The following is a 26,421-nucleotide window of genomic DNA, read 5'->3' as shown; positions in this document are numbered from 1 at the left end:
TGTCGACACACAGCCAATGTCGCGCGCTCTCAGCCCCGTCGTCACGCGGCAGGGCGCATCCGGATATCTGCCCGGATGCCGCGACAATGTATTCCCCCCGCAAATGACATAGCAGCCATCCAGTGGTTCCAGTGAACCGGACAGACCTCCCGCCGGACTCACTAAGCTCAAGGCGAAATCCATTTTTTGATTTCATCATTGCCTGAAGTCGTTGTGAGGTCCGAGTTTTCGACGTGCAGTTTCTGTTCCGGGACCACCTTCTCGACACCGACCTGCGCGAGCTGAGCCGCGAGCAGGTTCCCGTGTCCGTGGAACCGCAAGTTTTCGACCTCGTCGTCCATCTCATGGAAAACCGCGACCGGGTCGTCAGCAAGGACGAGCTGATCGACAAGATCTGGCACGGCCGCAGCGTCTCCGAATCGACCTTGACCAGCCGGATCAATGCCGCGCGCAAGGCGATCGGCGACAGTGGCGCGAACCAGGCCCTGATCCGCACCATCGCGCGCAAAGGCTTTCGCTTCGTCGGCAACGTCGAGGCCAAGTCCGGGCCGGCGACGGCGGCGGAACCGGGCCGCAGCGTCACAACGCCGCACGCTTTGCTCGCCCTGCCCGACCGGCCCGCGATCGCCGTGCTGCCCTTCACCAATATGAGCGGCGACCGCGAGCAGGATTATTTCTCCGATGGCATCAGCGAAGACATCATCACCGCATTGTCGAAGCTGCGCTGGTTCTTCGTGATCGCGCGCAACTCCTCCTTTGTCTACAAGGGCCGCGCCGTGCATCTCAACGAGATCGCGCGCGAGCTCGGCGTCCGCTATGTGCTCGAAGGCAGCGTGCGGCGAAGCGGCGATCGCGTCCGCATCTCGGCCCAGCTCAACGACGTCTCGACCGGCGGCCACCTCTGGGCCGAGCGCTACGACCGCGAACTGGCCGATATCTTCGCCGTGCAGGACGAGATCACCGAAGCCATCGTCGCTGCGATCGAGCCGCAGCTCTACGCAGCCGAGAGTTTTCGCGCCCAGCAGAAGCCGCCGGGCAGCCTCGATGCCTGGGATTTCCTGATGCGCGCGCTGTCGCATTACTGGCGTATCACACGCGAGGACAATGCGTCGGCGCAGACGCTGCTCGAGCAGGCGATCACGATCGACCCCGCCTATGGCAAGGCGCTGGGCCTGCTCGCCACCAGCCACATCTTCGGCGCTCACATGGGCTGGGCTGATATGGCCGCGACCGTTCCCGTCGCAGAAGCCGCAGCACTTGCCGCCGTAGAGGCCGATCGCGACGATGCGTGGGCCCATCACGGCCTCGCCTATACTTACCTGTTTCGCCGCCGCTTCGACGACGCGCTGGCGGAGTTCAAGCTGGCTTTGAAGCTCAATCCGAATTTTGCAATGGCGCACGCCTTCTATGGTGTCACGCTGTGCTATACCGGACGATGGCAGGACGGCGATGCGGCTGCACGCCGCGCGCTGCAGCTCAGCCCGCGCGATCCGCTCGCGGCGATCTATTGCGGTGTTGCCGGCTACGCCCAGTTCATCGGCCGCAATTACGAGGACGCCATGCAGATGGCACGGGAATCGATGCGGCAGCGAGCCGATTTCGTTGGCGCGCACCGCGTGCTCACGGCGGCCGCCGGCATGTCCGGCGATCCCACACTTGCCGCTTCCGCGCTGGAAGGATTGCGACGCACTCAGCCCGGCATCTCCCTCGCCTGGATCACGCAGGAGCTACCGATGCTGCGCGAAGAGGACCGCGCGCATTATCTCGAAGGATTTCGGCGCGCGGGGATGAGGTAACCTCGCCACGTTGTCGGTGCACCCTCTCGCCTTGTGGAAGCCGGGTGAGGGGTTTCTGTCCTCACGAACGGTCTCGCGAGTGGATAGAACCCCTCATCCGGCGCTTCGCGCGACCTTCTCCCACAAGGGGAGAAGGAAGAGCAGTGCCTCTTACTCCTGCATCATCTCGCCGCTGCCGCCGAACTCGGCGGGAAAATCCTTCAGCTTGGGCAGGCCGTCGCGCATCGGCAGCACCGTCTCGGAATAGTTGACGTGGACGCCGGGGGTGAAAGCGAGCGTCGGGATGGTGGCGGTGAAGACGTCGATCAGATCGAGCGGCGGGTGATTGGTCATGAGATGACCGCCGCACTTCTTGCAGTATTTGCGCTGGCTGAGTGGCGTCTTGACAAAGGTCTCGACGTGCTGCGCGCCCTCGGTGATGCGGACGGCCTCCGGCTTCCACAGGCTGAAGGCGTTCACGGGTCCGCCCGACCACGAGCGGCAGGAACGGCAATGGCAATAGCCCATCGCCGCTGGTTCGCCCGTGACCTCGATCGTGACCGCGCCGCAGAAGCAGTGTCCGACATGTTTCATCTTGGTAGTCTCCTGAGATGGAAATTGGGATTGAAATCCTTGGATTACAAATGAAGTCCGGCTGCGCGTCCTCCGATTGGCGGACGCGCGAGCGAACACGCGGCGGCTAGACTGACCGGCGCCAGGGAATAAGCATCGACACCCGTTGTTTGTACTGCTGGTATTCGTCGCCGAAGAGGTCGACGAGATCGTGCTCCTCCAGCGCGATGCCGACGAAGATGTAGGCCGTGGTCACGGCCGCAAACAGCAGATGGCCTGCGGTCATGGTCGGCGCCGCCCAGAAGGCGATGATGAAGCCGAGATAGATCGGATGACGAATGAATTTGTAGAGCAGCGGCGTCTTGAACTGCGGCGGCGAGGCCTCTTTGCCGACGAGATGGTTGGTCACCTGATGCAATCCGAACAATTCGAAATGATTGATGATGAAGGTCGAGGTGAGCACCAGCACCCAGCCCGCGAACGACAGCGTGACCAGGGTCACTGCAAGATCCGGATTGGCGACGTCCCATATGACCGACGGCAACGGGCGCCACTGCCAGAACAGGAGGAGCAATGACAGGCTCGCGAACAGCACATAGGTCGAGCGCTCGACCGGCTTGGGGACGAATTGCGTCCACCACGCCTTGAAGCGCTGGCGCGCCATCACGCTGTGTTGAACGGCGAACAGCGTCATCAGCAGCAGATTGATGATCACGGCTTCGGCGGTCGGCGTGTCGGGCCCGGTGTCGATGGTCTTCGGCACCACCAGCCCCATCACAAAGCCGATCGCGTAGACAATCGTAACGAAAAAAACGAGATACGCCGCAATTCCGTAAAGAAAGGCGATGAACTTGAAAATGCGTGAGCCCGCAACCTCCGGGCCAATGGAATGAACCTGATGATCGAGTTGGGTCATAGAAAGCTCCGTTGTGCCGAGGCATCGACACCGTTTGGTCTCTGCACCATGCCGGACCGGACGGCGGAAGACTTTCGCGGACGGTTGATTTTCGCCTGAGACGACTTTGATTTTTGCTTGAGACGACAGAAACGTGCGATTTCTCTTTGAAAACAACGTGCTCGACGGCGACCTGCGCGAACTGACCTGCGCCGGGACGACCGTGCCGCTGCAGCCGCAGGTGTTCGACCTGCTGCTTTATCTCGTCGCGGAGCGCGCCCGTGTGGTCAGCAAGGATGACCTGATCAGCCAGATCTGGAGCGATCGCATCGTCTCGGATTCCGCGCTGAACAGCCGGATCAACGCCGCGCGCAAGGCCCTCGGCGACGACGGCGCGACGCAGCGGATGATCAAGACGATTCCGCGCAAGGGCTTTCGCTTCGTCGGCGAAGTCCGGGAAGACGTGACAGCCAAGACTGTTCCGGCCGAGGTCGCACGGGGTTCCCCGCGCGCCGCAACCGACCGGCCGGGCATCGCGGTGCTCGCCTTCGAGAACATGAGCGGCGATCCCGCCCAGGAATATTTCGGCGACGGGATCAGCGAGGACATCCTCACCGCGCTGTCGAAGCAGCGCTGGTTCATCGTGATCGCCCGCAACTCGTCCTTCACCTACAAGGGACGCGCGGTCCACCTCAAGCAGATCGCCGAGGAGCTCGGCGTCCGCTACGTCGTCGAGGGCAGCGTGCGCAAGGTGGACAACCGCGTGCGCATCACCGCGCAGCTCAACGACGCCACCACCGGCGGTCATCTCTGGGCCGAGCGCTACGACCGCGAGCTGGTCGACGTCTTCGCCGTACAGGACGAGATCACCGAGCGCATCGTCGCGGCGATCGAGCCGCAGATCCACGCCGCGGAGAATTTTCGCACGCATCGCAAGCCACCGTCGAGCCTGGATGCCTGGGACCTATTGATGCAGGCGCTGTCGCATTACTGGCGGATCACGCCGCAGGACCACGCCGCGGCGCAGAAACTGCTCGAGCGCGCCATCGCGATCGATCCGGATTACGGCCAGGCGCTGGCGGTGCTGGCGGCAAGCCACATGTTCGGCGTGCATCTGGGCTGGGCCGAGCTCGCCACGACGGCGCCGATCGCGGAGAGCGCCGCGCTCGCCGCAATGCGCTGCGATCACGAGAATGCCTGGGCCCATGCCGCGCTCGGCAGCGTCTGCTTCTCGACCAGCCGGCTTGCGGACGCGCTGTCCGAATTCGAGCAGGCGCTCGCGCTCAATCCGAACTTTTCGCTGGCGCAGGGCTATTACGCACTGGCGCTGTCCTATGCCGGGCGCCCCGGCGATTCGTTCGAGGCGGCGCAAAAGGCGATCAGGCTCTCACCGCGCGATCCGTCGCTGGCGATCTATTACGGCATCGCCGGCTATGCGCGCTTCACCGAGCGGCAATATGACGAGGCCGTCGCGCTGGCGCGCGAGGCAATCCGCCATCGCGGCGATCTCACCGGCGCCTATCGCGTGCTCGCCGTCTCCGCCGGCATGACCGGCGACAGCGCGCTTGCGGACATGGCGCTGGGAGAGCTCCGCCGCACCCAGCCCAATATCTCACTGGACTGGATCGCAACGCAGCTGCCATGGGCCAATGACGCGGACCGCGAGCACTATCTGGAAGGATTTCGGCGCGCTGGCCTGAGATGAAGGAATTCGGCGTGGCGCCCCTATTTCGCCTTGGCCTGGATCGCCTTCGGCGGCGGCACTTGCGCCCATTCCTTGTCGGCGCGGGGACCATTGAGATCGCCGGTGAGGCCGATGAGCTGGCCGGGCTGGGCGTCAAGGGTCTGGTGCCAGGTCTGGGTCTGGCACAACAGCTTGATCAGACAACCCTTGAGCTTGAGGCGGTCGGCGGATTCGCGCCACAGCGAGACCGAATAGAACTTGCCGTCCTCGGCATTGTAGATATCGCCGGCGAACCGACCATCGGTCGTCGCCTGCAGGCCCATGATCAACTGGTGGCCGAGCAGGGCGCGGGCGCGCTTGTCGGGGTCGGGATTTTCCTTGTCGCGATGAGGCTGGCCGCGCTTGTCGGCCGGCTCCTTCATCCAGACGATGAAGCCGCAGATGCGGTCGCGCGTCGGCCCGCAGCGCTCGAGCCGAATGCGTGCGCGGCCGTCCTCGACGAGCCAGGTGCCGCTCGGATCGTTGGGCGTGACGGCGCCGGCGCGGCCACCCAAAATCATCATCACGACGGTGATGGCGACGCGCAGCACGAAGCGAAGGACAAAGTTCATCAGCGGCTCCTTTCGTTGGGAGGATTGCGGCGTCAGTTCAGTTGCGCCATCAGCGCATCGGCGCCCTTATCGACGCCGGCATTGGCGGCCGCGAGCGCGCCGACGCTGGCCTTGATGTCGTAGGCGCCGGGGTATTGCTTGGTGACGTAGGCGGAGAGCAGGCGCGCGGTCGCAGCGTCGAAGATCTCGACGCCGTAAATGACCGAGCCGGTCAAGGTGCCCTCGCCGTCGCGCGCGGCCTGCACGCCGTTGTAGACGGCGCCCGCCATGTCGAAGCGGGAGAGCGTGCCGAGCACCGGGGTATTGGTGACGGCACCGGTCAGCGTCAGCCTGATCCGCAGCGTCTCCGGTCCGCGCTCGCGCACGAGTGCGAAGCGTCCGCGCAGCCGCTCGGCAAAACGGGTTTGCATATAAGCGGCCAGCGTCGCCTTGTCCTTGTCGGACATGTCGCCGAACTGGTGATCCTTGCCGCGGTAGACCACGACCGGATCGAGGATCACTTTATTATAGGCGCGCCAGTCGACTGGCGTGGAATAGCGGTAGGGCACGCGGCCGGAGGCATCCGACTTGTCGGGCACCATGTAGGCGGACGACGCCATCTCCGAATAGGGCACGGGCACAACCGAGGCGCAGCCGGCCACGGCCGTGCCAAGCATCAGCGTTCCCAGACCGCGCAGAGCGATCGAGCGATCCATTTCAGAACTCCTCTTGCGACTTGTCGAACGGCAAGGGCGGCCGCAGCCGCGTTTGGGACCAGACGCGGCTGCGGCGTTCACCTTTGCCAGCCCAAGGCTTCGTCCGGGGCCATGTCAGTTGCCTTGGGCCGCCTCAGTGTTTCCGTTTATAAACCGACCAGGCGGTTTGTAAAGTGCAAAATTGACCGCTGGCGCATTTGGCCGCAGACGCGGTTTTAGGCAGCGATTGGTTGGAGGTTGTTAACGTTGAATCAGGCGCGCTTGCGCGGCGTTGCGGCCTTTGCCGCCGGCGCCGCCTTGACGGCACGCTGCCTGACGGGCTTCTCCAGCGTATTCCACTGGCTGTCGTCCATTAGACGCTTGAACAGCCGCTGATGCTCGTCCTTGCCAAGCGGCGACATCCCGAACAGTCCGCTCAACAGCAATCCCCTCGCCGCCGCCCAGCGCAACAAGGCGAGATCCGGATCACTCGCCTCGGCCTTGATGGCCTTGATGATCTCGACATCAGCCGCACGCGGCAGTTCCATCAGGCTGGGATCCTCGACCATCGCCGCGAGCACGCCAAGCGCTGCCGAATTCGGCTGGACGCTCGCCTCACGCACTGTCGCGAGTTGCGCAGCCAGCTCGGGCTGTTCCGAAACTTCGCGTGCCGTCGCCATGTAGCGACTAGTGAACTCCGCGAAATGCGTCATCTGCCGCTCCAGCAGCGCCTTCAGCACCGCCTGCTTGGTGCGGAATTGATGCATCACGCCGCCCTTGCTTAGGCCGCTCTCGCGCGCGATCGCGTCGAGCGTTAGCCGGCCGGGTCCGTCGCGCGCAATGATCGCAAGCGCCGCATCGAGTGCAGCATTGCGGGATCGTTCGGAGCGTGTGGCGTTGTCCATGAGCCGACTTGTCTCCGTGACAAGACAATGAATCAAGTGAAAACAGGACGCGCTGTACATTTTTTGTGCGAACACTGTCGAGACTTTCATCTTGCGGCGCGGAATGGGACTGTGTGAGCCTCAATGGTGGATGGGGACTGGGATGAGCCGGCCGCCGCTTCGCGCGCGAGAACGTTGCGAAGCGCTGACGGCTGGTCTCGCTTGAGAAAGATACGAGATGTCGAAACGAGTGTTGCTTGGTCTCCTCCTGGCTTGCGGCCTCACGGCCTCGGCGCTGGCGCAAGAGCCGAAGACAGGGGGTGTGATCAATGCGGTGATCCAGCCCGAGCCGCCCGGCCTGATGCTTGCGATGATCCAGAACGGTCCGACCCAGATGGTGTCGGGCAACATCTTCGAGGGCTTGCTGCGTTATAGCCCCAAGCTCGAGCCGCTTCCGGAGCTCGCCGAGAGCTGGAACGTCAGCGAGGACGCCAAGACCTACACCTTCAAGCTCAGGAAGGGCGTCACCTGGCATGACGGCAAGCCCTTCACCGCGGCTGACGTGCTGTTCTCGGTCGAGATGCTGAAGCAGACCCATGCGCGTGCCCGCAACAACCTCGCGCAGGTCGACAAGGTCGAGGCGCCCGACGATTACACTGTTGTCTTCACGCTGAAGCAGCCGTTCGGCCCGTTCCTGGGCATCTTCGAGGTCGGCTCGATGCCGATGGTGCCGAAGCATCTCTATGACGGCACCGACTGGAAGACCAACCCCTACAACAACGCGCCTGTCGGCACCGGCCCCTTCATGTTCAAGGAATGGCAGAAGGGCTCGTTCATCCGGCTGGTCAAGAACCCGAACTATTACGAGAAGGGCAAACCCTATATCGACGAGATCTACTGGCAGATCATCCCCGACGCCGCAGCGCGTTCGGTGGCCTATGAGACCGGCAAGGTCGACGTGCTGCCCGGCGGCTCGGTCGAGAATTTCGACGTGCCGCGGCTGTCCAAGCTGAAGGACACCTGCGTCACCGGTGCCGGCTGGGAGTTCTTCTCGCCGCTGGCCTGGCTGTGGCTGAACAACCGCCAGGGGCCGCTCGCGGACAAGCGGGTGCGGCAGGCGGTGATGTATGCGATCGACCGCGACTTCGCCAAGGACGTGATCTGGAACGGGCTCGGCAAGGTCGCAACCGGTCCGTCGGCCTCGACCATCAAGTACTACACCGACGACGTGCCGAAATACGCTTACGATCCGGCCAAGGCCAAAGCGCTGCTGAAGGAAGCCGGCTACAAGGGCGAGAAGATCCGCATCCTGCCGCTCGCCTATGGCGAGACCTGGCAGCGCTGGGGTGAAGCCGTGAAGCAGAACCTCGTGGACGTCGGCATGAACATCGAGACGATCTCGACCGACGTCGCCGGCGGCAACCAGAAGATCGGCGACTGGGATTACGACATCGCCTTCACCTATCTCTACCAGTACGGCGATCCCGCGCTCGGGGTGGGGCGCAACTACGTCTCCAGCGCCATCGCCAAGGGCCAGGTGTTCAACAACGTCGAGGGCTACTCCAACCCCGAGATCGACAAGCTGTTTGCCGACGGCGCGGTCGCAACGCCGGACTCCAAGCGCAAGGAGATCTACGAGAAGGCGCAGAAGATCCTGGTCGAGGACGTGCCGGTGGCCTGGATGCTCGAGCTGCAATTCCCGACCATCACCCGCTGCAAGGTCAAGAACCTGATCACCACGGGGATCGGGGTCAATGACGGCTTCAAGGACGCATGGCTCGACAAGTGACCGCGGGCGCCGCTGACCTCTCCCGCTTGCGGGAGAGGTCGGTACGCGCGAAGCGCGTAGCGGGTGAGGGCTCTCTCCTCTTGGCGTCCTCTCTGCGGAAATACCCTCTCCCCTGCCCTCTCCCGCAAGCGGGAGAGGGAGCGCACCGCGATTGTCGCTGCGTTCAACCTGATCTGATCGCCATCTAAAATGCTCTCCTTCATCTCCCAGCGTGTCGTGAAGGGCGTGATCGTCCTGCTTGCGATCGTCGTCCTCAATTTCTTCCTGATCCGGCTTGCGCCCGGCGATCCCGCCGTCGTGATGGCGGGCGAGGCCGGCGCCAGCGACCAGGTCTTCGTCCAGCAGCTGCGTGAAAAATTCGGCCTCGACAAGCCGCTGCCCGAGCAGCTGTTCATCTACGTCAAGGGCATCGCGACCTTCGACCTTGGCTTCTCCTTCCGTCAGCAGGCACCGGTGTCGAAGCTGATCCTCGAACGGCTGCCGGCGACGCTGCTGCTGACGCTGACGGCATTCGCGATCTCGCTCGCGCTCGGTGTCCTGTTCGGCACCTTCGCCGCGCGCTTTGCCGGAACTTTCCTCGACACGGCCATCACCGTCTTGGTGCTGATCTTCTACGCCATGCCGATCTTCTGGGTGGCGCTGATGGGAATCCTGCTGTTCTCGGTCACGGTCGACTGGCTGCCGAGCTTCGGCTACGAGACGGTCGGCGCCAACCTCACCGGCTTTGCCCATGTGGTCGACGTCGCCAAGCACCTGATCATGCCGGCGATGACGCTCGGCCTGTTCTTCATGGCGACCTACACCCGCATGACGCGCGCCTCGATGCTGGAGGTGAAGCGGCTCGACTTCGTCAAGACCGCACGCGCCAAGGGCCTCTCGGACGCCGTGATCCAGCGCCGCCATGTGCTGCGCAACGCGCTGCTGCCGGTCGTGACGCTCGCCGGCGTGCATGCCGGCACGCTGATCGGCGGCGCCGTCATCACCGAGACCGTGTTCGCCTGGCCCGGCATCGGGCGGTTGATGTACGACGCGCTGCTGCAGCGCGACTACAATCTGCTGCTCGGCGTCTTCGTGACCTGCTCGGTCATGGTGCTGATCTTCAACCTCATCACCGACCTCGTCTATCGCCTGGTCGACCCACGCATCGAATTCGCCGCATGAAACAGTTCTGGACATCGATGCTGAAGAGCCCGAGCGGCGTCGTCGGGCTCGTCATCCTTCTGCTTGCCATCTCGGTTGCAGTGTTCGGGCCGTTGCTGTTCCCGAATTCGCCCTGGCGCATGGTGCAGCGGCCGTTCCTGCCGCCCTTCACGCTCTCGACCGTACCGCTCGGCACCGACGCACTCGGCCGCGACGTGTTCGCCGGCATGATTTTTGGCGCACGCGTCTCGCTGCTGGTCGGCCTCGTCTCGACGCTGGTCGCACTTGTCGTCGGCGTTCCGATCGGCGCCATGGCCGGCTATTTCGGCGGCAAGGTCGACGACGCCCTGATGCGCTTCACCGAATTCTTCCAGACCATTCCAAGTTTTGCGCTCGCGATCGTGCTGGTGGCGATCCTGCAGCCGTCGATCTATTCGATCGTGGCATCAATTGCAGTGGTGAGCTGGCCGCCGGTCGCGCGCCTCGTCCGCGGCGAGGTGCTGTCGCTACGCACGCGCGAATATGTCCAGGCCGCCGTCGTCACCGGACAGAGCAACACCTGGATCATCCTGCGGGAGATCCTGCCCAACGCGCTGTCGCCAGTGATCGTGCTGGCCTCGCTGATGGTCGCAACCGCGATCCTGCTGGAATCCTCGCTGTCCTTCCTCGGCCTCGGCGATCCCAATCTGATCTCCTGGGGCTACATGGTCGGCGCCGGCCGCACTGTGATCCGCCAGGCCTGGTGGATCACGGTGTTTCCCGGCGTCGCGATCCTGATCTCGGTGCTCGGACTGAACCTGATCGGCGAGGGCCTCAACGACGCGCTCAATCCGCGCCTCTCGCGGGAGGGACGCTGATGATGACCGCCCCGCCCGCCGTCTCCATCAAGGACTTGCGGATCGCGCTGCCCAAGGGCGCCGAGCGCCCCTTCGCCGTCGATGGCGTCTCGCTCGAGTTGCGGCCCGGCAAGATCGTCTGCGTCGTCGGCGAATCCGGCTCCGGCAAATCGATGTGCGCGCATGCGCTGATGGGCCTGTTGCCCGATACGGTGTCGGTCACATCAGGCGAGATCCAGTTCGACGGCCACGATCTGCTCAAGCTCGATGACGACGGCTGGCGCGATTTGCGCGGCCGCCGTCTCGCGATGATCTTCCAGGAGCCGATGACCGCGCTCAATCCGTTGATGCGGATCGGCGACCAGATGGCGGAGATGTTCGAGGCCCACGGCCTGCTCACGCCCAGGGAGCGGCGCGCGAAAGCGCTGTCGCTGGCGCGCGAGGTCGGCCTGCCCGACCCTGAACGCATCGTGCGCGCCTATCCGCACCAGCTCTCGGGCGGCCAGCGCCAGCGCGCCATGATCGCGATGGCGCTCGCGCTCGAGCCGGCCGTGCTGGTCGCCGACGAGCCGACCACCGCGCTCGACGTCACCACGCAGGCGCAGATCCTGAAGCTGATCCGCAACCTCCAGCGCAATCGCAACATGGCGGTGATGTTCATCACCCATGACTTTGGTGTCGTCGCAGATATCGCCGACCAGGTCGTGGTGCTCAGGCACGGCAAGGTCGTCGAGGAAGGCCCCGCTAGCTCCGTCTTCAACGCGCCGCAGCACGATTACACCAAGGCGCTGCTCGCCGCCGTGCCGTCGATGCACCCGCCGGCGCGCGCGCCGCTGGACGATCAGGCCAGAGCCGTCGAGGTGATCGGGCTGGACAAGACCTACGTCACCTCGGGCGGCTGGTTTCGCGAGGACCGCCGCGTCGATGCCGCGCGCGCGGTCAATTTCAACATCCGCAAGGGCGAGACGCTCGGCCTCGTTGGCGAATCCGGCTCCGGCAAATCGTCGGTGGCGCGGCTGGTGATGCGGCTGATCGAGGCCGATCGCGGCACGGTACGGATCGGCGACACCGATCTCACACAGCTCTCAGGCAAGGCGCTGCGCGTCGAGCGTCATCGCATCCAGATGATCTTTCAGGATCCGTTCGCCTCGCTCAATCCGCGCCGCAAGATCGGCCATATCATCGCCGATGGCCCGATCGCGGCCGGCACCGAGCCGAAAGTGGCATTCGACCGCGCCCGCGATCTCCTGAAGATGGTCGGACTCGACGCTGGCGCGCTCGAACGCTATCCGCATGAATTCTCCGGCGGTCAGCGTCAGCGCATCGGCATTGCGCGCGCGCTCGCGCTCGAGCCCGAGATCATCGTCGCCGACGAAGCCGTCTCCGCGCTCGACGTCTCCGTGCAGGCACAGGTGCTGAGATTGCTTGAAGACCTCAAGGCGCGCCTTGGCTTGTCGATGCTGTTCATCACCCATGACCTGCGCGTCGCCGCGCAAATCTGCGACCGTATCGCGGTGATGCAGCGTGGCGCCATCGTCGAGCTGCAGCCGACCGCGCAGCTCTTCGCCGCGCCGGAACATCCCTACACGCGCGAATTGCTCGCGGCCGTGCCGGGACAGAAGGAACGTGCGCCGGCGGCGTGAGGTCGTCGAGCGGTTACTGCTTGGCCGGAGGATTCGTGTTTTTCCAGGTGGGGACTGAGTTGGTCACACCGACGGAGGGCTGGTTGGATGTTCCGATCGACGGCGCGGTAACCGTCCCGGCAGTCTGTCCGGAACTTCCATATGTGCCTTGCTGTGCCGGTACTCCGGGGCGCACGCTCGTGCTGCTTTGTGGACCCGTCCCGGACGACTGTGCGCTCACAGCTCTCACAGCTAATGGCGTTGCCGCAAATCCGAGAGCGACAAGTGCGACAATGGAGCGTCTCGTTCTCGTCATGGCTGATCCTTTTGGTCGCTATCCCTAAAGCCGCGTCGACCGTCGCTGGTCGAACCGCCCGTGAACTGAGCCAACTGACAACGCCACGCGCGCGAAAATGTGCCGTAACACGCACATACTGCAGGTCCTGACAATTCATCACGATGCTGCGACGAGCGGCTCGGGCCGGGCACCGGTGAGCGCGCCGGCGGCATGAAGCGGGACGCTTCACTCCGGCATCCCGTTCCGCCCCGCAACGGAGCAGTCACGGGCTTTTTATCCCGCGTGACTGAGCTCCTGGCTTCAAACCTGAATTCTGCCCCCCACATCCGGATGGAATGATTGTTATCATCTGATGACGGATCACCGATCCAGCGGAGCCGACATGGGCCAGGTTATTCAGTTTGTCTCGAAGTCCGAGCGCGAGCGCGTTCGCCTCATCCAGGAGGCGCGCGCGATCTATGACAGCATCTTCCCGCCGGCTGATCCGGCTGGCGAGCGGCACGACAAGGCTGCCACTGCCCGCGGCGACGTGGGAAATCTGGCGTGATCAAGATCATCGCCGTGCTCTGCAGTCTCTCGTCTCCGGGAAATTGCCACGAGCAGATCGTCACCACATCGGACTTCGCCGAGGTCTCGATGCAGTCCTGCATGATGGGCGCGCCGCAGCTTGCCGAATGGATGAACCAGCATCCGGCCGAGCGGCTGGCCGGGTGGCGCTGCGTGATCGGCCAACAGACCGGCCGGGGCGCCTGAGACCACGGGTCGCCTGATCGGGGGCGGCGCGGTCCGGTTGAACCGTGACGAGCATGCATCGCCAAGCTAGGATGGCGAGGCTGCTTGGCACAGGGGGACGCCGGATGGAGATCGCCAGTCTCGTTCTTCCCGTATTCGCGATCATCGTCACCGGCTGGCTCGCCGGCGAGTTCGGTTATCTCTCCCGCTCGCTCGCCGACGCGCTGGTGCATTTCGCCTACAACGTCGCGATGCCGGCGCTGCTGATCGTCACGATCGCGCAGGAGCCGGCACGCAATCTGCTGGAATGGCGCTTCCTGCTCGCCTTCGGCGGCGGCTCACTTATCTGTTTCGCGCTGGTCTTCCTGGCGGTTCGCGCCGGCGGAAAACACGATCTCGCCAGCAGCACGATCCACGGCATGGCGGCGGCGATGACCAATACCGGCTTCGTGGCACTGCCAATCCTGCATGCGATCTACGGCCAGCCCGCGGTCTTGCCCGCGGCGGTCGCGACGGTGTTCGTGGCCGCCGTGATGTTTCCGATCACGGTCATCCTACTGGAACGGGATGCACGCGGGCCTGTGCAGTCGGCGAGACTGGCGAAGCAGATCCTGCTCAATCCGATGGTCCTGTCGACGCTCATTGGCCTCGTCTGGGCGATCACGGGCCTGCCGATTCCCGCGGCCGTCGCGGCCTATCTGAACATGATCGCCGCGGCGCTCACGCCTTGCGCGCTGTTTGCCATCGGCCTGTCGGTCGAAGGCCTGAGGTCAAACTTTGGGGCATCGTTAGCGCTCGCGGCCGTGAAGCTGGTGGTGATGCCGCTGATCGTCTACGGACTTTGCGTGGTCACGGGCCTCAATCCGCTCTACACGGTCGCCGCGGTCATCTGCGCAGCGGTGCCGACAGCGAAAACCGTCTACGTGCTCGCGCACGAACACAAGGTCGAGGAGAGGCTTGTTGCGGCCACGGTCTCAATCACGACGATGCTATCGGTCGCGACCTTGCTGGTTGCGCTCTATCTGCTGTCGGGACTGGCGACCGGGGCGCGTTGAAGCGCACGTCAGATTGATCCCTATTTCGGGTTGGTGTTGCTCCAGGTCGGGACCGAATTGGTCACGCCGACCGAGGGCCAATTATACGTTCCGATCGACGGCGCCGTGACCGTGCCGACCGTCTGCCCGGACGTCCCGTAAGACGGCCCCGGCTGCGTCGCGGTCACTCCGGCGCCACTATAGGTCGGAGCCACCACACCCGTGCTGTAATGTCGGCTCGCCCGGACCTTCTTCGCCTCAGCCGCGAACGGCGCGGCAAGCAGTCCGGTCGTGATGAGTGCGGCAAGAGCGAGTTTGATGGTTGTCATGGCTGATCCCTTCGTCGCTAGGGCCCCTTACGCCATCTGTTCATTGATCAGGAGATTTCCATAGGCATGAGTTCATAACTCCGTGCACAAGCGAATGTGCCGGACCGCGATTGCGGCCCAGATCGATGCCGAACGTCCTGCGCAAGCCAATTTGCCCGGCCGGCGTGACGCGCACGACCCGGGTTTCGGGGTCGCGCCTCAGCCAGCCTCGCTTCAGACAGCACCGCTGAATCTCTGCGCCGACGTGCCCCGCGATGTGATAGCGGCGTTCGCTCCAATCCAGGCACGGGCGGCAAAAGAAGCGCCTGCTTCCGGATATTGGCGTCAGCTCGGCGCCAAAATTGGACAGGAACCGCGCGCCCGATGGCGTCACCTCGCCGCCGTCATCCGTGAGGACGACGTGTCCCTTGGCGATGAGAGCGTCGGCGATGGCGACACCGAGACAGCCCGCCAGATGATCGTAGCAGGTGCGCGCAAAACGAAGCCGGTCATCGGCAATCGAGCGCGGCTGGTGGCGTTGCGGAACCTCGATCGCGGCGACCGCCTTGATGCTTTCAAGCATTCGGGCAACCAGGGGCGACGCGATACGGTAATAGCGGTTGCGACGCTTCTGCGTCACACTGAGCAGCCGCGCACCGACCAGCTTGCCGAGATGTCCACTTGCCGTCGATCTGGTGATCCGTGCGCGCGACGCGAGCTCGCTCGCGGTCAGCGCCTGTCCGCCCATCAGCGCCGCCAGCATCGTGGCCCGCGCAGTGTCGCCGACCAGCGCCGCGACTTCGACCATGTTTGCCGCTGCGACCATGGTGCAATCCTATCGCCGCCAACACGGTCCGACAACATCAATGGTTTGGCGACGGCCGAACCATCGGATGCCGACCGTGCTCTACCGTGGACTCCACAAACCCGGGAGCAGCCCCATGAAAAGAATCCGCGTGGAGCCGATATCGAGCTATCTGGAACGTCGTCGCAAAGGCCCGATCTATCCGGTGATCGTCGCTAGAGGCCTCGTCTATCTGTCCGGTCTGCCGCCATTCGATCCCGATACAGGCGAGGTCAGGCCGATGCCCTTCGAACGGCAAGCCGAGATCGTGCTGGACCAGATGAAACGATGCCTGGAAGCGGCGGGATCATCACTGGCAGAGGTGATCAAGTGCAATGTCTATTGCACGCCCGATCCCGCGCATTTTGCCGCGTTCAACGAGGTCTACGCCCGCTACTTCGGGGATGAATCGCCTGCGCGCATCTTCCTGCACGTTCCATCATGGCCCGGACCGTTTGACGTCGAGGTCGATTGCGTCGCACTCACGGGGCACCGCGGATGAGATGGGAGTCCGGACAGCACTGCCTTCGGATGGACCCGAATCAGCGCTAGTGCATTGCTCCAGTGCCCCCTGGACGCAAGCAGCATGACCGGCCCCGAACTGAAGCAACTCCGCGCCGACCTCTCCGACGCCATCGAGCGCAAGCTCACCGCGGCCGACATGGCGAAACTGTGTGCATTGCCGGAGCAGGGCGGTGCCGACACGATCCGGCGCTGGGAGGTGAGCGGGCCGACGCTGGCCGCGACCAAGGTGCTGCGCGTGCTCGCGATGGCGAGCGAGCGCTATCCGATCCTGGAGAAGTTCGACATCTTCGATCGCCACGACGTGCGCGTGGAGGACCGGCCAGCGAGGCGCGCGGCCTTCCGCGCGCAGATGCGCGACGAGGTGCTGCGGCGTCTTGGTTAACGAAACGCGCGCGCAGGTTACCGGACGGCGCTCGAATTAAGCCTTCCTTCACCACTTCTTAAGCCGGCATTAATCACGAAAATCATTTAGCGCCCAATAAGTTAGGTTGGGCGCCGCTGTGCCACGCATGTGACAGCATTTTCGTCAAAAGCGAGCTATCTGCAAAACCAACGCGGCGCGGACAGCGCGCTTGCTGGGGACCTTAGTGTTGGAGTTAGGACTATGAAGAAGATTCTGTTTGCGACCGTTGCGCTGCTCGCGGTGAGCGCGGCTGCGCCGGCCCTCGGTGCCGATCTCGGCGCCCGCCCCTATTACAACAAGGCGCCGGCCTATGCCGCGCCGATCTACAACTGGACCGGCTTCTATATCGGCGCACATCTCGGCGGCGCGTTCTCGAGCGACAACAATTTCAACGGCCTCTCCACCGGCAACAACGGCAACGGCCGTTTCCTCGGTGGTCTGCAGGCTGGCGCAGACTGGCAGTTCCACCCGAACTTCTTGGTCGGTGCTGAAGCTCAGTATTCCTGGCTCTCCGGCAGTGTCGGCGCGGTATTCCCGGGCGGTGTGGCCTACACCAACGACCAGCGCGGCCTCGGCTCGATCACCGGTCGCGTCGGCTACACCTGGGGCCCGGGCCTGGTCTATGTGAAGGGCGGCTACGCCTATTCCGACAACAACGAGAAGGTGACGGTCGGCGGCGTGCCGACCGGCTTCATCATCACCGGCGATCACCGCAACGGCTACACCGTCGGCGCCGGCCTCGAGTACATGTTCGCGCCGAACTGGTCGGCCAAGGCCGAGTACCAGTACTACAATTTCGGCGACGCGCACTTCACCGCGGGTCCGCTGGTCGGCACCGGCAACTTCACCACCGACGACCACACCTTCAAGGCGGGCCTCAACTACCGCTTCAACTGGGCGAGCCCGATGGCCGCGCGCTACTGATCGCGTCTGACAAGTCCCTTCGCTATCAAGGGCCGGCAGCACTGCCGGCCCTTTCTTTTTCGCTCTGCGGAACTGGCCAAGCAATTGTGCAACTTGCGATTTTTTAACCCGCGCCAAGGATACTCCGTAGCGAAAATATAAGATTACGGGTGTGGGGGAATTTCGATGGCGATCCGTCTCAGTGTCGGCCGTTTCAAACCTCGTTTCAAAATGCCGAAATGGGGCCTGCGCGGCAGCCTGTTTGCGGCGTTCGCGGTGATCGCAGGCATGGGCCTCGTGATCGCCGGCGGCGCCGGCTTCGTGTTCAAGCATCTCGGCTCGACCATGATGGACCTGAGCGGCCGCGACATCCCGCGCCTGTCCGCCAGCCTGCAGCTCTCCTCGCAGAGCGCGACACTGGCAGCGCAAGGACCCGGCCTGCTCGCCTCGTCCTCAGACGAGGCGCTGGCTGAGCGCACCAAGAAGGTTCAGGAAATCCAGCAACAGGCCATGGCAAAGCTCGGCGAGATCATCGAGCTCGGCGCCGACAAGCAGGTCGCCAGCGCGCTCGGCGAGACCGTCAAGAGCATCGATGAAGCCACCAAGAGCCTGGTGTCGGCGGCGAAGGAGCGCCTCGACACGATTGCGCTGCATGACAAGCAGTACGAGGCGCTGCGCAAGGCGCAGCTCGCCTTCGTCGGCGCAGCCAACCCTGCAATGCTGGATACCCAGACACGGCTGAGCGCAATCATGGCATCGACGAACGTGTCGCCAGACGACGCCATGGAGGCGGTCCGCTCCGTTGGTCAGATCAGCACGGTGCTTGCCAACGGAAATTTGATGGCCGCAGACATGATGGCCGCGTTGTCCGCCAATTCCAGCGATACCCTGGAGACAATCGAACACGAATTCAAGGCGGTCCGCGACCGCGTCAAGTGGAACCTGGAGGACCTGCCCGACAATCCCGCAACCACTGCGGTGAAGGACGCAATGCAGAAATTGCAGACGTTCGGCGAAGGCAAGATGGGCGTCTTCAAGATCCGCCAGAAGGAGCTCGACGCGATCGACTACGGCCAGACCATCCTGGACGAAACGCGCAAGCTCAACGTCGGTCTCGGCATCAGCGTGCAGGCGCTCGTCGACGGCGTGCAGAAGGAGACCAACGCGTCGACCTTCCAGGCGCGCCAGGAGATCTCGTTCGCCACCACCGCAATGCTGGCGCTCGGCGGGCTCACCTTGATCGGCTCGGCGCTGTTCGTCTGGCTTTATGTCGGCCGCAACATCCTGCGCCGCATCCGTGAGCTTCAGCGCGCCATGCAGCTGCTCTCGGCCGGCGATCTCGACACCGAGATCGTCCGCTCCCGTCAAAACGACGAGATCGGCGCAATGAAGGAAACGCTGACGGTGTTCCGCGACAGCATGATCGAAGCCCGCGCGCTTGCGAGCGAGCAGGACAAGGATCGTATCGTCAAGGCCGAGCGTGCGGCGCATATGGAAGCCAAGATCGCGGAGTTCGAGGGCACGGTGCGCACCGCGCTCGACAATCTCGCGCAATCGGCCAATTCGATGCAGACGACGGCGCAAAGCATGTCGACCACCGCGGACCAGTCCAGTGCGCTGGTGAACGCGGTCGCTTCCGCCGCGGAGGAGACTTCGGTCAACGTGCAGACCGTGTCGTCAGGCACCGAACAACTGTCGTCCTCGATCGAGGAGATCAGCAGGCAGGTGGTCACCTCGGCCGCGATCGCCAAGAAGGCGGTGGACGAGGCCGGCGCCACCGACACCACCGTGCAGAGCCTCGCCGACAGCGCGAGCCGCATCAGCGTCGTGGTCGATCTGATCCAGACGATTGCGTCGCAGACCAATCTGCTCGCGCTCAACGCCACCATCGAGGCGGCGCGCGCGGGCGAAGCCGGCCGCGGCTTTGCGGTGGTCGCCTCCGAGGTGAAGAGCCTCGCCAGCCAGACCGCGAAGGCGACGGAGGAGATCCGAACCCAGATCGCCAGCATGCAGCAGATCACGACCTCGGCCGTCGGCGCCATCCAGGGCATCGGCCGGATCATCGGCGAGATCGACAACGTCACGACGACGATCGCGGCGGCAGTCGAGGAGCAGGGCGCGGCCACCCGCGAGATCGCCCGCAACATCCAGCATGCGGCCGGCGGCACCAGCGAGGTCTCCAGCAACATCGTCGGCGTTTCCACGGCTTCGGCCGAAGCCGGTGCTGCAGCGACCGAAGTTCTGAGTGCGTCGGATTCCCTCCGCCGCGAGGCCGACATGCTGCGCGGAGAGATCGACGCGTTCCTCAACAACATGCGGGCGGCCTGATTGTCATTCCGGGGCGGCGCATCGCGCCGAACCCGTAATCTCGCACTACAATCTCGGGATTCCGGGTTCGCGCTCACGCGCGCCCCGGAATGACGCTGTTTTTGACAGAGGCCAACCGTGACACGGAAAAACACCGCCCGGAATGACCGCCATGCGGGCCGGCCGCGCGTCCTTTTTCGGCTGGCGCCCTGCCCGCGCTGGGTTTAAGCCGGTAGCATGAACGCAAAAACCGACACCGTGCAGTCCTCCGCCGAGGCCCTGCGCTATCCCTGGGACCAGCATCCCGGCCCCGAAGAGGTCGTGGAGATCAGGCCCGGCGTGTTGTGGGCGCGGCTGAAGCTGCCGTTCCGCCTCAACCATGTGAACGTCTATCTGCTCGCCGATGGCGACGGCTATGCGATGGTCGATGCCGGCTTCGGCAACGAGGAGACGATCGAGGCCTGGACAAAGCTGTTCGAAGGGCCGCTGAAGGGCGTCAACATCACGCGCCTGATCGTCACCCATTCGCACCCCGATCATGTCGGCCTTGCCGGCTGGATCGTCGAGCGGTTCAGCTGTCCGCTTGTGATGTCGCAGGTCGAATATCTGCAATCGGTCTATCATCAGAACCGCGGCACCGAGGAGCGGCGCGAGGCGCAGCGGCTGTTCTTCCGCCGCCACGGCATGGACGAGTCGCTCACCGAAAAGCTGCTCGGCCGCGGCCAGGATTATCTCAAGCGCGTCTCGGTCCTGCCGCCGTCCTACCGCCGCATCTCGCATGGCGACGAGGTCGTGATCGGCCCGCGCCGCTTCAAGGTGATCACCGGCGGCGGCCATGCGCTCGACCAGGTGATGCTCTATTGCGCCGACGACAAGCTGTTCCTGTCCGCCGACCAGGTCCTGAGCAAGATCTCGCCGAACGTCAGCGTGTGGGCGGTCGAGCCCGACCAGAACTCGCTCGGCGAATATCTGGCTTCGCTCGCGAGCCTCACCACCACCCTGCCCTACGATCTCCTGGTGCTGCCCGGCCACGGCGTACCGTTCTACGGCCTGAAGACCCGCATCAAGCAGCTCGCCGACCATCACGAGGAGCGCTGCCGCCTGATCGCGGAAGCCTGCCGCGAGGTGCCGCAGACCTCGCGCGCGCTCGTGCCGGTCGTGTTCAACAAGCACGTGCTGGACGAGCACCAGATGGGTTTTGCCGCCGGCGAACTCGTGGCCCACGTCAACTACATGATTGTCGAGGGACGGCTGACCGCCGAAACCAAGGACGGCGTGCTCCAGTTCAGTACGACGTGAGGCGTTGTCTTCGCCTCGCCCCATTTGGGGAGCGAGGGAGCGGATAGATGGTGCAGAGCAGCATTAAGAGTCGCGCGGACTTGATCGGGATCAAGTTTCAAATCGCACGATAGGGCATTTTGCCCAAATGCCCCTCACGGCCAAATGTGGGATAGCGCATAGACATTAGAGCTGGAAACGCTCTAAAACGAACGCCCTTTTGGTCAGTTCCGTCTCAGGTTGCACCGATGGATTACGCCCAGTTCTTCAATTCAGCCCTCGATCGCCTCCATGCCGAGCGCCGCTATCGCGTGTTCGCCGATCTGGAGCGCACGGCCGGCCGGTTCCCGCATGCGGTCTGGCACTCGCCGAAGGGCAAGCGCGACGTCGTGATCTGGTGCTCCAACGATTATCTCGGCATGGGCCAGCACCCCAAGGTGGTCGGCGCCATGGTCGAGACCGCGACCCGCGTCGGCACCGGCGCGGGCGGCACCCGCAACATCGCCGGCACGCATCATCCGCTGGTGCAGCTCGAGGCCGAGCTCGCCGACCTCCACGGCAAGGAATCCGCGCTGCTGTTCACCTCGGGTTACGTCTCGAACCAGACCGGCATCGCCACCATCGCAAAGCTCGTTCCGAACTGTCTGATCCTGTCGGACGAGCTCAACCACAATTCGATGATCGAGGGCATCCGGCAGTCCGGCTGCGAGCGGCAAGTGTTCCGCCACAACGATCTCGCCGATCTCGAAGCGCTGTTGAAGGCTGCCGGTCCGACGCGGCCGAAGCTGATCGCGTGCGAGAGCCTCTATTCGATGGACGGCGACGTCGCCCCGCTCGCCAGGATCTGCGACCTCGCCGAAAAATATAATGCGATGACCTATGTCGACGAGGTTCATGCCGTCGGCATGTACGGCCCGCGCGGCGGCGGCATTGCCGAGCGTGACGGCGTCATGCATCGCATCGATATCCTCGAAGGCACGCTGGCGAAGGCGTTCGGCTGCCTCGGCGGCTATATCGCCGCCAATGGCCAGATCATCGATGCCGTGCGCTCCTATGCCCCGGGCTTCATCTTCACCACCGCGCTGCCGCCGGCGATCTGCTCGGCCGCGACCGCCGCGATCAAGCATCTGAAGACCTCGAGCTGGGAGCGCGAGCGCCACCAGGACCGCGCCGCCCGCGTCAAGGCGATCCTCAACGCCGCCGGCCTCCCGGTGATGTCGAACGACACGCACATCGTGCCGCTGTTCGTCGGCAATCCCGAGAAGTGCAAGCAGGCTTCGGACATGCTGCTCGAGGATCACGGCATCTACATCCAGCCGATCAACTACCCGACCGTCGCCAAGGGCACCGAGCGCCTGCGCATCACGCCCTCGCCCTATCACGACGACGGCCTGATCGATCAGCTCGCCGAAGCGCTGCTGCAAGTGTGGGATCGTTTGGGTCTGCCGCTGCGGGAAAAGTCGCTGGCGGCGGAGTAGGTCACGGCCGTCGTCCTGGCGAAAGCCAGGACCCATTACCCCAACTGCGAGTTGTTGCGGCATGCTGTGGCCACGGCGTGCCCTTAACCACGTCCTGTGGCTATAGGTCCTGGCTTTCGCCAGGACGACGCTGGGCCTGCACCTTAACGACAACCCCAGTTCCCGCCCCGGCCCGGCATTTCGCTGTCGCCTCCACCCGCCCAACGCGCTAGATTTGCAGCGAAAATGAGATCGGGCGCTACCGCGCCTTGGGAAGATCGGGCGCTACCGCGCCATGGGAGAAGCACGCTCGCCATGCTGCACGACTGGGGCGTGATCGCTGCCGCCTTCGGCTATATCGGCTTCCTGTTCCTGGTGGCGAGCCATGGCGACCGCCGCTCGCCGGCCGGGCGCGGCCGCGCGTCCGGGCTGATCTACCCGCTGTCGCTGGCAATCTACTGCACGTCCTGGACCTTCTTCGGCTCGGTCGGCTTTGCCACCCGCACCTCGACCGACTTCCTCGCGATCTATGTCGGCCCGATCCTGATGATCGGCCTTGGCGCAGGCGTGCTCCGCCGCGTGATCCAGCTCGCGAAAGCGCACAACATCACCTCGATCGCCGACTTCATCGGCGCGCGCTACGGCAAGAGCCAGGCGGTGGCGGCAACCGTGGCGCTGATCGCGATCATCGGCTCGGTGCCCTACATCGCCCTGCAGCTGAAGGCGGTCGCCTCCTCGCTCGAGGTCATCCTGAGCGAGGACCAGGCGTTCTCCCACATCCCGATCCTCGGCGACATGGCGCTGATGGTGACGCTGGCGATGGCCGCCTTCGCGGTGCTGTTCGGCACGCGACAGACCGACGCCACCGAGCATCAGCACGGCCTGATGCTGGCGGTCGCGACCGAATCCATCGTCAAGCTGGTCGCGTTCCTCACTGCCGGCATCTTCGTCACCTTCTGGATGTTCTCGCCGCATGAATTGATCGAGCGCGCGATGAAGACGCCGGAGGCGGTGCGCGCCATCGATTATTCGCCGTCGATCGGCAACTTTCTCACGATGACGCTGCTGTCGCTGTGCGCGATCATGCTGCTGCCGCGCCAGTTTCATGTCAGCGTGGTGGAGAATTCCTCGGATGCCGAGGTCAGCCGCGCGCGCTGGCTGTTCCCGCTCTATCTCGTCGCCATCAACGTGTTCGTGATCCCGATCGCGCTCGCCGGCCTCGTCATTTTCCCGTTCGGCGCGGTCGACCCCGATATGTACGTGCTGGCTCTGCCAATGGAGGGCGGTGCGGGACTTCTGAGTGTCGTCGTCTTCGTCGGCGGCCTGTCGGCGGCCACCGCGATGGTGATCGTCGAATGCGTCGCACTCTCCATCATGGTCTCGAACGACCTCGTGATGCCGCTGGTGCTGCAACGGTGCCCGGACGGCCGCGCCGGCGCCACCGATTTCGGCGATTTCCTGCTGCGCTCGCGGCGGCTTGCGATCTTCGCCATCATGGTGATGGCCTATTTCTACTACCGTGCGCTCGGCAACACCCAGCTCGCGGCGATCGGCCTGTTGTCCTTTGCTGCCATCGCGCAGCTCGCGCCCGCCTTCTTCGGCGGCCTGTTGTGGCGGCGCGCCACCGCGCGCGGCGCCATCGGCGGCATGATGGTCGGCTTCGCCGTATGGCTCTATACGCTGTTCATCCCGAGCTTCATGGATTCCTCGACCACGGGGATCCTGCTGCTCCAGCACGGCCCGTTCGGCATCGAGGCGCTGCGGCCGCAGGCACTGTTCGGTGCCGACCTGCCGCCGCTGATGCACGGCGTGGTCTGGTCGCTCTCGCTCAACATCCTCACTTACGTGCTGCTGTCGCTGGCGCGGCGGCCCTCGTCGATCGAGCTGGTGCAGGCCGATCTGTTTGTGCCCAACACGCTCGCGCCCATTGCCCCGAATTTCCGCCGCTGGCGCACCACCATCACGGTGCAGGACATCCAGACCACGGTCGCACAATATCTCGGGCCCGATCGCGCCCGGCATTCGTTCGAAGCCTTCTCGGCGCGGCGCAACATGCGGCTGGAGTCCGGAGCTCCCGCCGATTTCGAGCTGCTGCAGCACGCCGAGCACCTGATCGCCTCGTCGATCGGGGCTGCGTCCTCACGCCTCGTGATGTCGCTGCTGCTGCGCAAGCGTACGGTTTCCGCGAGGGCCGCGCTGAAGCTGCTCGACGATTCTCATGCAGCACTGCATTTCAACCGCGAGATCCTTCAGACCGCGCTCAACCATGTGCGCCAGGGCATCGCGGTGTTCGACGCCGATTTGCAGCTGATCTGCTCCAATCGGCAGTTCGGCGATCTGCTCAACGTGCCGCCGCATTTCATCCAGTTCGGCACGCCGCTCCGCGAGATCTTGGAGTTCATGGGCGTCAGCGATCCAGCCGGTGAGGCTGACCGCGAGGCGATGATCGAGCAGCGCCTCGTGGCCTACACCACCGACAGCGAGCCCTATCTCGAACGCCTGCCGGAACGGCACATGGTGATCGAGGTGCTCACCAACCGCATGCCCGGCGGCGGCTTCGTCATCACCTTCACCGACGTCACGCCGACCTTCGAGGCGGCGGAAGCGTTGGAGCGCGCCAATGCGACGCTGGAGAAGCGCGTGCGCGATCGTACCGAGGAGCTGACCCGGCTGAACTCCGAGCTGGCCCTGGCCAAGAGCAGCGCAGAGGACGCCAGCATTTCCAAGACGCGCTTCCTCGCAGCCGCCAGCCACGACATTCTGCAGCCGCTCAACGCGGCGCGGCTCTACGTTACGAGCCTGGTCGAGCGCCAGCACAATGGCGAGGAGACGCGGCTGGTCGAGAACATCGACGAATCGCTGCAAGCCATCGAGGAAATCCTCGGCGCGCTGCTCGACATCTCCAGGCTCGATGCCGGCGCGATGACGACTTCGATCTCGAGCTTCAAGATGGCCGATCTGATGCGTTCGCTGGAGATCGAGTTTGCACCGATCGCACGCGCCAAGGGTCTCGACCTCACCTTCGTGCCCTGCTCGCTGCCGGTCGAGTCGGACCGGCTGCTGCTGCGGCGGCTGTTGCAGAACCTGATCTCGAACGCAATCAAATACACTCCGCGCGGACGCGTGCTGGTCGGTTGCCGCCGCCGCGGCGCCGCGCTCAAGATCTGCGTCTACGACACCGGTGTCGGCATCCCCACGGTCAAACGCAGCGAGATCTTCAAGGAATTCCACCGCCTCGAGCAGGGCGCGCGGATCGCGCGCGGCCTGGGGCTCGGACTCTCGATCGTCGAGCGGCTGGCGCGCGTGCTCAACCACGGCATCGCCATCGACGCCAACGCCGGCGGCGGCTCGCTGTTCTCCGTGACGGTTCCGACGGCGAAGGCCGTGACGCTCACCGCGGCGGTGACGAGTGCAACGCCACTCGCGCGTGCGCCGATTTCCGGCGCGCTGATCGTCTGCATCGAGAACGACGCCGCAATCCTCGACGGCATGCGCACGCTGTTGAAGGCCTGGGGCGCCGAGGTGATCGCGGTCGCCGATCCCGAAGGCGCGATATCAGCGATCGAAGCCGCCGGTCGACGCGTCACCGGCCTGCTCGTCGACTATCACCTCGACCGCGGCAACGGCATCGCCGCCATCCGCGAGATCCGCCGCCGCTTCGGCGACACCATTCCCGCGATCCTGATTACCGCAGATCGCAGCCCCGCCGTGCAGATGGCGGCCCGCGACGAGAAGATCGCGGTGCTGAACAAGCCGGTGAAGCCGGCGTCATTGCGCGCCTTGCTCGGGCAATGGCGGACGCAGCAGATGGTGGCCGCGGAGTGAAGCGGCCTTGCTGGCGAAGGCCGG

At 64.4% G+C, this 26,421-nt stretch carries 24 protein-coding genes; 16 read left to right on the top strand and 8 right to left on the bottom strand.

All coding sequences use genetic code 11. From position 1 onward, the window contains the following. Window positions 1-233 precede the first annotated feature (233 nt). The gene (locus JJC00_RS04105; RefSeq protein ID WP_200471475.1) at window positions 234-1,796 is read left to right on the top strand and encodes a winged helix-turn-helix domain-containing protein; all 1,563 of its coding nucleotides are present in this window, start codon (window positions 234-236) and stop codon (window positions 1,794-1,796) included. A gap of 150 nt (window positions 1,797-1,946) precedes the next feature. Here JJC00_RS04105 and JJC00_RS04100 read toward each other — a convergent pair whose 3' ends face one another. Continuing rightward, window positions 1,947-2,369 carry a GFA family protein gene (locus JJC00_RS04100; protein WP_200471474.1) on the bottom strand — a complete coding sequence of 141 codons (423 nt, stop codon included), beginning with the start codon at window positions 2,367-2,369 and terminating at the stop codon, window positions 1,947-1,949. A 106-nt stretch (window positions 2,370-2,475) separates the two neighbouring features. Continuing rightward, window positions 2,476-3,264 (bottom strand): methanethiol S-methyltransferase, encoded by a 789-nt coding sequence (mddA, locus tag JJC00_RS04095; RefSeq protein ID WP_200471473.1) that lies wholly within the window; start codon window positions 3,262-3,264, stop codon window positions 2,476-2,478. A gap of 133 nt (window positions 3,265-3,397) precedes the next feature. On the opposite strand from mddA, the gene JJC00_RS04090 reads away from it, so the two are divergent. Continuing rightward, the gene (locus JJC00_RS04090; protein ID WP_200471472.1) at window positions 3,398-4,948 is read left to right on the top strand and encodes a winged helix-turn-helix domain-containing tetratricopeptide repeat protein; all 1,551 of its coding nucleotides are present in this window, start codon (window positions 3,398-3,400) and stop codon (window positions 4,946-4,948) included. A gap of 20 nt (window positions 4,949-4,968) precedes the next feature. On the opposite strand, the gene JJC00_RS04085 is transcribed toward JJC00_RS04090, so the two are convergent. The 3 genes from JJC00_RS04085 to JJC00_RS04075 all read right to left on the bottom strand — a co-directional run bounded on the left by JJC00_RS04085 (window position 4,969) and on the right by JJC00_RS04075 (window position 7,117). Beyond that, window positions 4,969-5,538, bottom strand: a complete 570-nt coding sequence (locus JJC00_RS04085) for a DUF2147 domain-containing protein (protein WP_200471471.1) — start codon at window positions 5,536-5,538, stop codon at window positions 4,969-4,971. Between the two features lie 32 nt (window positions 5,539-5,570). Then, window positions 5,571-6,233, bottom strand: coding sequence for a DUF3313 domain-containing protein (locus tag JJC00_RS04080; RefSeq protein ID WP_200471470.1), 663 nt, complete (start codon window positions 6,231-6,233; stop codon window positions 5,571-5,573). 251 nt (window positions 6,234-6,484) lie between these two features. After that, window positions 6,485-7,117, bottom strand: coding sequence for a TetR/AcrR family transcriptional regulator (locus tag JJC00_RS04075; protein WP_200471469.1), 633 nt, complete (start codon window positions 7,115-7,117; stop codon window positions 6,485-6,487). Between the two features lie 217 nt (window positions 7,118-7,334). Between JJC00_RS04075 and JJC00_RS04070 the strand changes: the two genes are divergently transcribed. The 4 genes from JJC00_RS04070 (at window position 7,335) to JJC00_RS04055 (ending at window position 12,504) form a co-directional block, all read left to right on the top strand. After that, window positions 7,335-8,885 (top strand): ABC transporter substrate-binding protein, encoded by a 1,551-nt coding sequence (locus tag JJC00_RS04070; RefSeq protein WP_200471468.1) that lies wholly within the window; start codon window positions 7,335-7,337, stop codon window positions 8,883-8,885. A gap of 189 nt (window positions 8,886-9,074) precedes the next feature. Then, entirely contained in the window at window positions 9,075-10,046 is a 972-nt protein-coding gene (locus JJC00_RS04065) for an ABC transporter permease (RefSeq protein ID WP_200471467.1), read from the top strand. Further along, window positions 10,043-10,882, top strand: a complete 840-nt coding sequence (locus JJC00_RS04060) for an ABC transporter permease (protein ID WP_200471466.1) — start codon at window positions 10,043-10,045, stop codon at window positions 10,880-10,882. The genes JJC00_RS04065 and JJC00_RS04060 overlap by 4 nt, the downstream gene beginning before the upstream one ends. Window positions 10,883-10,884: 2 nt before the next feature. Next, window positions 10,885-12,504, top strand: coding sequence for an ABC transporter ATP-binding protein (locus JJC00_RS04055; RefSeq protein ID WP_200473973.1), 1,620 nt, complete (start codon window positions 10,885-10,887; stop codon window positions 12,502-12,504). A 13-nt stretch (window positions 12,505-12,517) separates the two neighbouring features. Here JJC00_RS04055 and JJC00_RS38845 read toward each other — a convergent pair whose 3' ends face one another. Continuing rightward, entirely contained in the window at window positions 12,518-12,799 is a 282-nt protein-coding gene (locus tag JJC00_RS38845) for a hypothetical protein (protein ID WP_246774080.1), read from the bottom strand. 364 nt (window positions 12,800-13,163) lie between these two features. On the opposite strand from JJC00_RS38845, the gene JJC00_RS04050 reads away from it, so the two are divergent. From JJC00_RS04050 to JJC00_RS04040, 3 genes are all read left to right on the top strand, one after another. Further along, on the top strand, window positions 13,164-13,328 hold the full coding sequence (locus JJC00_RS04050; protein WP_200471465.1) for a hypothetical protein: 165 nt from the start codon (window positions 13,164-13,166) through the stop codon (window positions 13,326-13,328). Continuing rightward, entirely contained in the window at window positions 13,325-13,534 is a 210-nt protein-coding gene (locus JJC00_RS04045; protein WP_200471464.1) for a hypothetical protein, read from the top strand. The genes JJC00_RS04050 and JJC00_RS04045 overlap by 4 nt, the downstream gene beginning before the upstream one ends. Before the next feature lie 104 nt (window positions 13,535-13,638). Continuing rightward, a complete protein-coding gene (locus JJC00_RS04040; protein WP_200471463.1) occupies window positions 13,639-14,568 on the top strand; it encodes an AEC family transporter in 930 nt (309 codons plus the stop codon). Window positions 14,569-14,588: 20 nt separating this feature from the next. Here the strand turns inward: JJC00_RS04040 and JJC00_RS04035 are convergent, their stop codons facing one another. Further along, entirely contained in the window at window positions 14,589-14,876 is a 288-nt protein-coding gene (locus JJC00_RS04035; RefSeq protein ID WP_200471462.1) for a hypothetical protein, read from the bottom strand. A gap of 40 nt (window positions 14,877-14,916) precedes the next feature. Beyond that, window positions 14,917-15,618 carry an ArsR/SmtB family transcription factor gene (locus JJC00_RS04030; RefSeq protein WP_246774079.1) on the bottom strand — a complete coding sequence of 234 codons (702 nt, stop codon included), beginning with the start codon at window positions 15,616-15,618 and terminating at the stop codon, window positions 14,917-14,919. 178 nt (window positions 15,619-15,796) lie between these two features. Here JJC00_RS04030 and JJC00_RS04025 point away from each other — a divergent pair, with 178 nt between their 5' ends. From JJC00_RS04025 to JJC00_RS03995, 7 genes are all read left to right on the top strand, one after another. Further along, the gene (locus JJC00_RS04025; protein ID WP_200471460.1) at window positions 15,797-16,201 is read left to right on the top strand and encodes a RidA family protein; all 405 of its coding nucleotides are present in this window, start codon (window positions 15,797-15,799) and stop codon (window positions 16,199-16,201) included. An 84-nt stretch (window positions 16,202-16,285) separates the two neighbouring features. Then, on the top strand, window positions 16,286-16,606 hold the full coding sequence (locus JJC00_RS04020; protein ID WP_200471459.1) for a hypothetical protein: 321 nt from the start codon (window positions 16,286-16,288) through the stop codon (window positions 16,604-16,606). 222 nt (window positions 16,607-16,828) lie between these two features. Beyond that, entirely contained in the window at window positions 16,829-17,551 is a 723-nt protein-coding gene (locus tag JJC00_RS04015; protein WP_200471458.1) for an outer membrane protein, read from the top strand. A 165-nt stretch (window positions 17,552-17,716) separates the two neighbouring features. Then, a complete protein-coding gene (locus tag JJC00_RS04010; RefSeq protein WP_200471457.1) occupies window positions 17,717-19,858 on the top strand; it encodes a methyl-accepting chemotaxis protein in 2,142 nt (713 codons plus the stop codon). A gap of 216 nt (window positions 19,859-20,074) precedes the next feature. Continuing rightward, window positions 20,075-21,136 carry an MBL fold metallo-hydrolase gene (locus tag JJC00_RS04005; RefSeq protein WP_200471456.1) on the top strand — a complete coding sequence of 354 codons (1,062 nt, stop codon included), beginning with the start codon at window positions 20,075-20,077 and terminating at the stop codon, window positions 21,134-21,136. Window positions 21,137-21,363: 227 nt separating this feature from the next. After that, window positions 21,364-22,593, top strand: a complete 1,230-nt coding sequence (gene hemA / locus JJC00_RS04000) for a 5-aminolevulinate synthase (protein ID WP_200471455.1) — start codon at window positions 21,364-21,366, stop codon at window positions 22,591-22,593. Between the two features lie 294 nt (window positions 22,594-22,887). Continuing rightward, a complete protein-coding gene (locus JJC00_RS03995) occupies window positions 22,888-26,397 on the top strand; it encodes a PAS domain-containing hybrid sensor histidine kinase/response regulator (protein WP_200471454.1) in 3,510 nt (1,169 codons plus the stop codon). Window positions 26,398-26,421: the final 24 nt, after the last annotated feature.

The organism is Bradyrhizobium diazoefficiens (assembly GCF_016616885.1).
GTDB lineage: Bacteria > Pseudomonadota > Alphaproteobacteria > Rhizobiales > Xanthobacteraceae > Bradyrhizobium > Bradyrhizobium diazoefficiens_F.
The sequence above is the reverse complement of the archived record's forward strand: the minus strand, read 5'-3'. Positions and strand labels throughout refer to the sequence as shown.

Excerpts from the sequence above, each read along its gene's own strand:
- JJC00_RS04100 (WP_200471474.1), bottom strand. The coding sequence starts at position 2,369 with ATGAAACATGTCGGACACTGCTTCTGCGGCGCGGTCACGATCGAGGTC.
- mddA (WP_200471473.1), bottom strand. The coding sequence starts at position 3,264 with ATGACCCAACTCGATCATCAGGTTCATTCCATTGGCCCGGAGGTTGCG.
- JJC00_RS04085 (WP_200471471.1), bottom strand. The coding sequence starts at position 5,538 with ATGAACTTTGTCCTTCGCTTCGTGCTGCGCGTCGCCATCACCGTCGTG.
- JJC00_RS04080 (WP_200471470.1), bottom strand. The coding sequence starts at position 6,233 with ATGGATCGCTCGATCGCTCTGCGCGGTCTGGGAACGCTGATGCTTGGC.
- JJC00_RS04075 (WP_200471469.1), bottom strand. The coding sequence starts at position 7,117 with ATGGACAACGCCACACGCTCCGAACGATCCCGCAATGCTGCACTCGAT.
- JJC00_RS04070 (WP_200471468.1), top strand. The coding sequence starts at position 7,335 with ATGTCGAAACGAGTGTTGCTTGGTCTCCTCCTGGCTTGCGGCCTCACG.
- JJC00_RS04065 (WP_200471467.1), top strand. The coding sequence starts at position 9,075 with ATGCTCTCCTTCATCTCCCAGCGTGTCGTGAAGGGCGTGATCGTCCTG.
- JJC00_RS04060 (WP_200471466.1), top strand. The coding sequence starts at position 10,043 with ATGAAACAGTTCTGGACATCGATGCTGAAGAGCCCGAGCGGCGTCGTC.
- JJC00_RS04055 (WP_200473973.1), top strand. The coding sequence starts at position 10,885 with ATGACCGCCCCGCCCGCCGTCTCCATCAAGGACTTGCGGATCGCGCTG.
- JJC00_RS38845 (WP_246774080.1), bottom strand. The coding sequence starts at position 12,799 with ATGACGAGAACGAGACGCTCCATTGTCGCACTTGTCGCTCTCGGATTT.
- JJC00_RS04050 (WP_200471465.1), top strand. The coding sequence starts at position 13,164 with ATGGGCCAGGTTATTCAGTTTGTCTCGAAGTCCGAGCGCGAGCGCGTT.
- JJC00_RS04040 (WP_200471463.1), top strand. The coding sequence starts at position 13,639 with ATGGAGATCGCCAGTCTCGTTCTTCCCGTATTCGCGATCATCGTCACC.
- JJC00_RS04035 (WP_200471462.1), bottom strand. The coding sequence starts at position 14,876 with ATGACAACCATCAAACTCGCTCTTGCCGCACTCATCACGACCGGACTG.
- JJC00_RS04030 (WP_246774079.1), bottom strand. The coding sequence starts at position 15,618 with ATGCTGGCGGCGCTGATGGGCGGACAGGCGCTGACCGCGAGCGAGCTC.
- JJC00_RS04025 (WP_200471460.1), top strand. The coding sequence starts at position 15,797 with ATGAAAAGAATCCGCGTGGAGCCGATATCGAGCTATCTGGAACGTCGT.
- JJC00_RS04020 (WP_200471459.1), top strand. The coding sequence starts at position 16,286 with ATGACCGGCCCCGAACTGAAGCAACTCCGCGCCGACCTCTCCGACGCC.
- JJC00_RS04015 (WP_200471458.1), top strand. The coding sequence starts at position 16,829 with ATGAAGAAGATTCTGTTTGCGACCGTTGCGCTGCTCGCGGTGAGCGCG.
- JJC00_RS04010 (WP_200471457.1), top strand. The coding sequence starts at position 17,717 with ATGGCGATCCGTCTCAGTGTCGGCCGTTTCAAACCTCGTTTCAAAATG.
- JJC00_RS04005 (WP_200471456.1), top strand. The coding sequence starts at position 20,075 with ATGAACGCAAAAACCGACACCGTGCAGTCCTCCGCCGAGGCCCTGCGC.
- hemA (WP_200471455.1), top strand. The coding sequence starts at position 21,364 with ATGGATTACGCCCAGTTCTTCAATTCAGCCCTCGATCGCCTCCATGCC.
- JJC00_RS03995 (WP_200471454.1), top strand. The coding sequence starts at position 22,888 with ATGCTGCACGACTGGGGCGTGATCGCTGCCGCCTTCGGCTATATCGGC.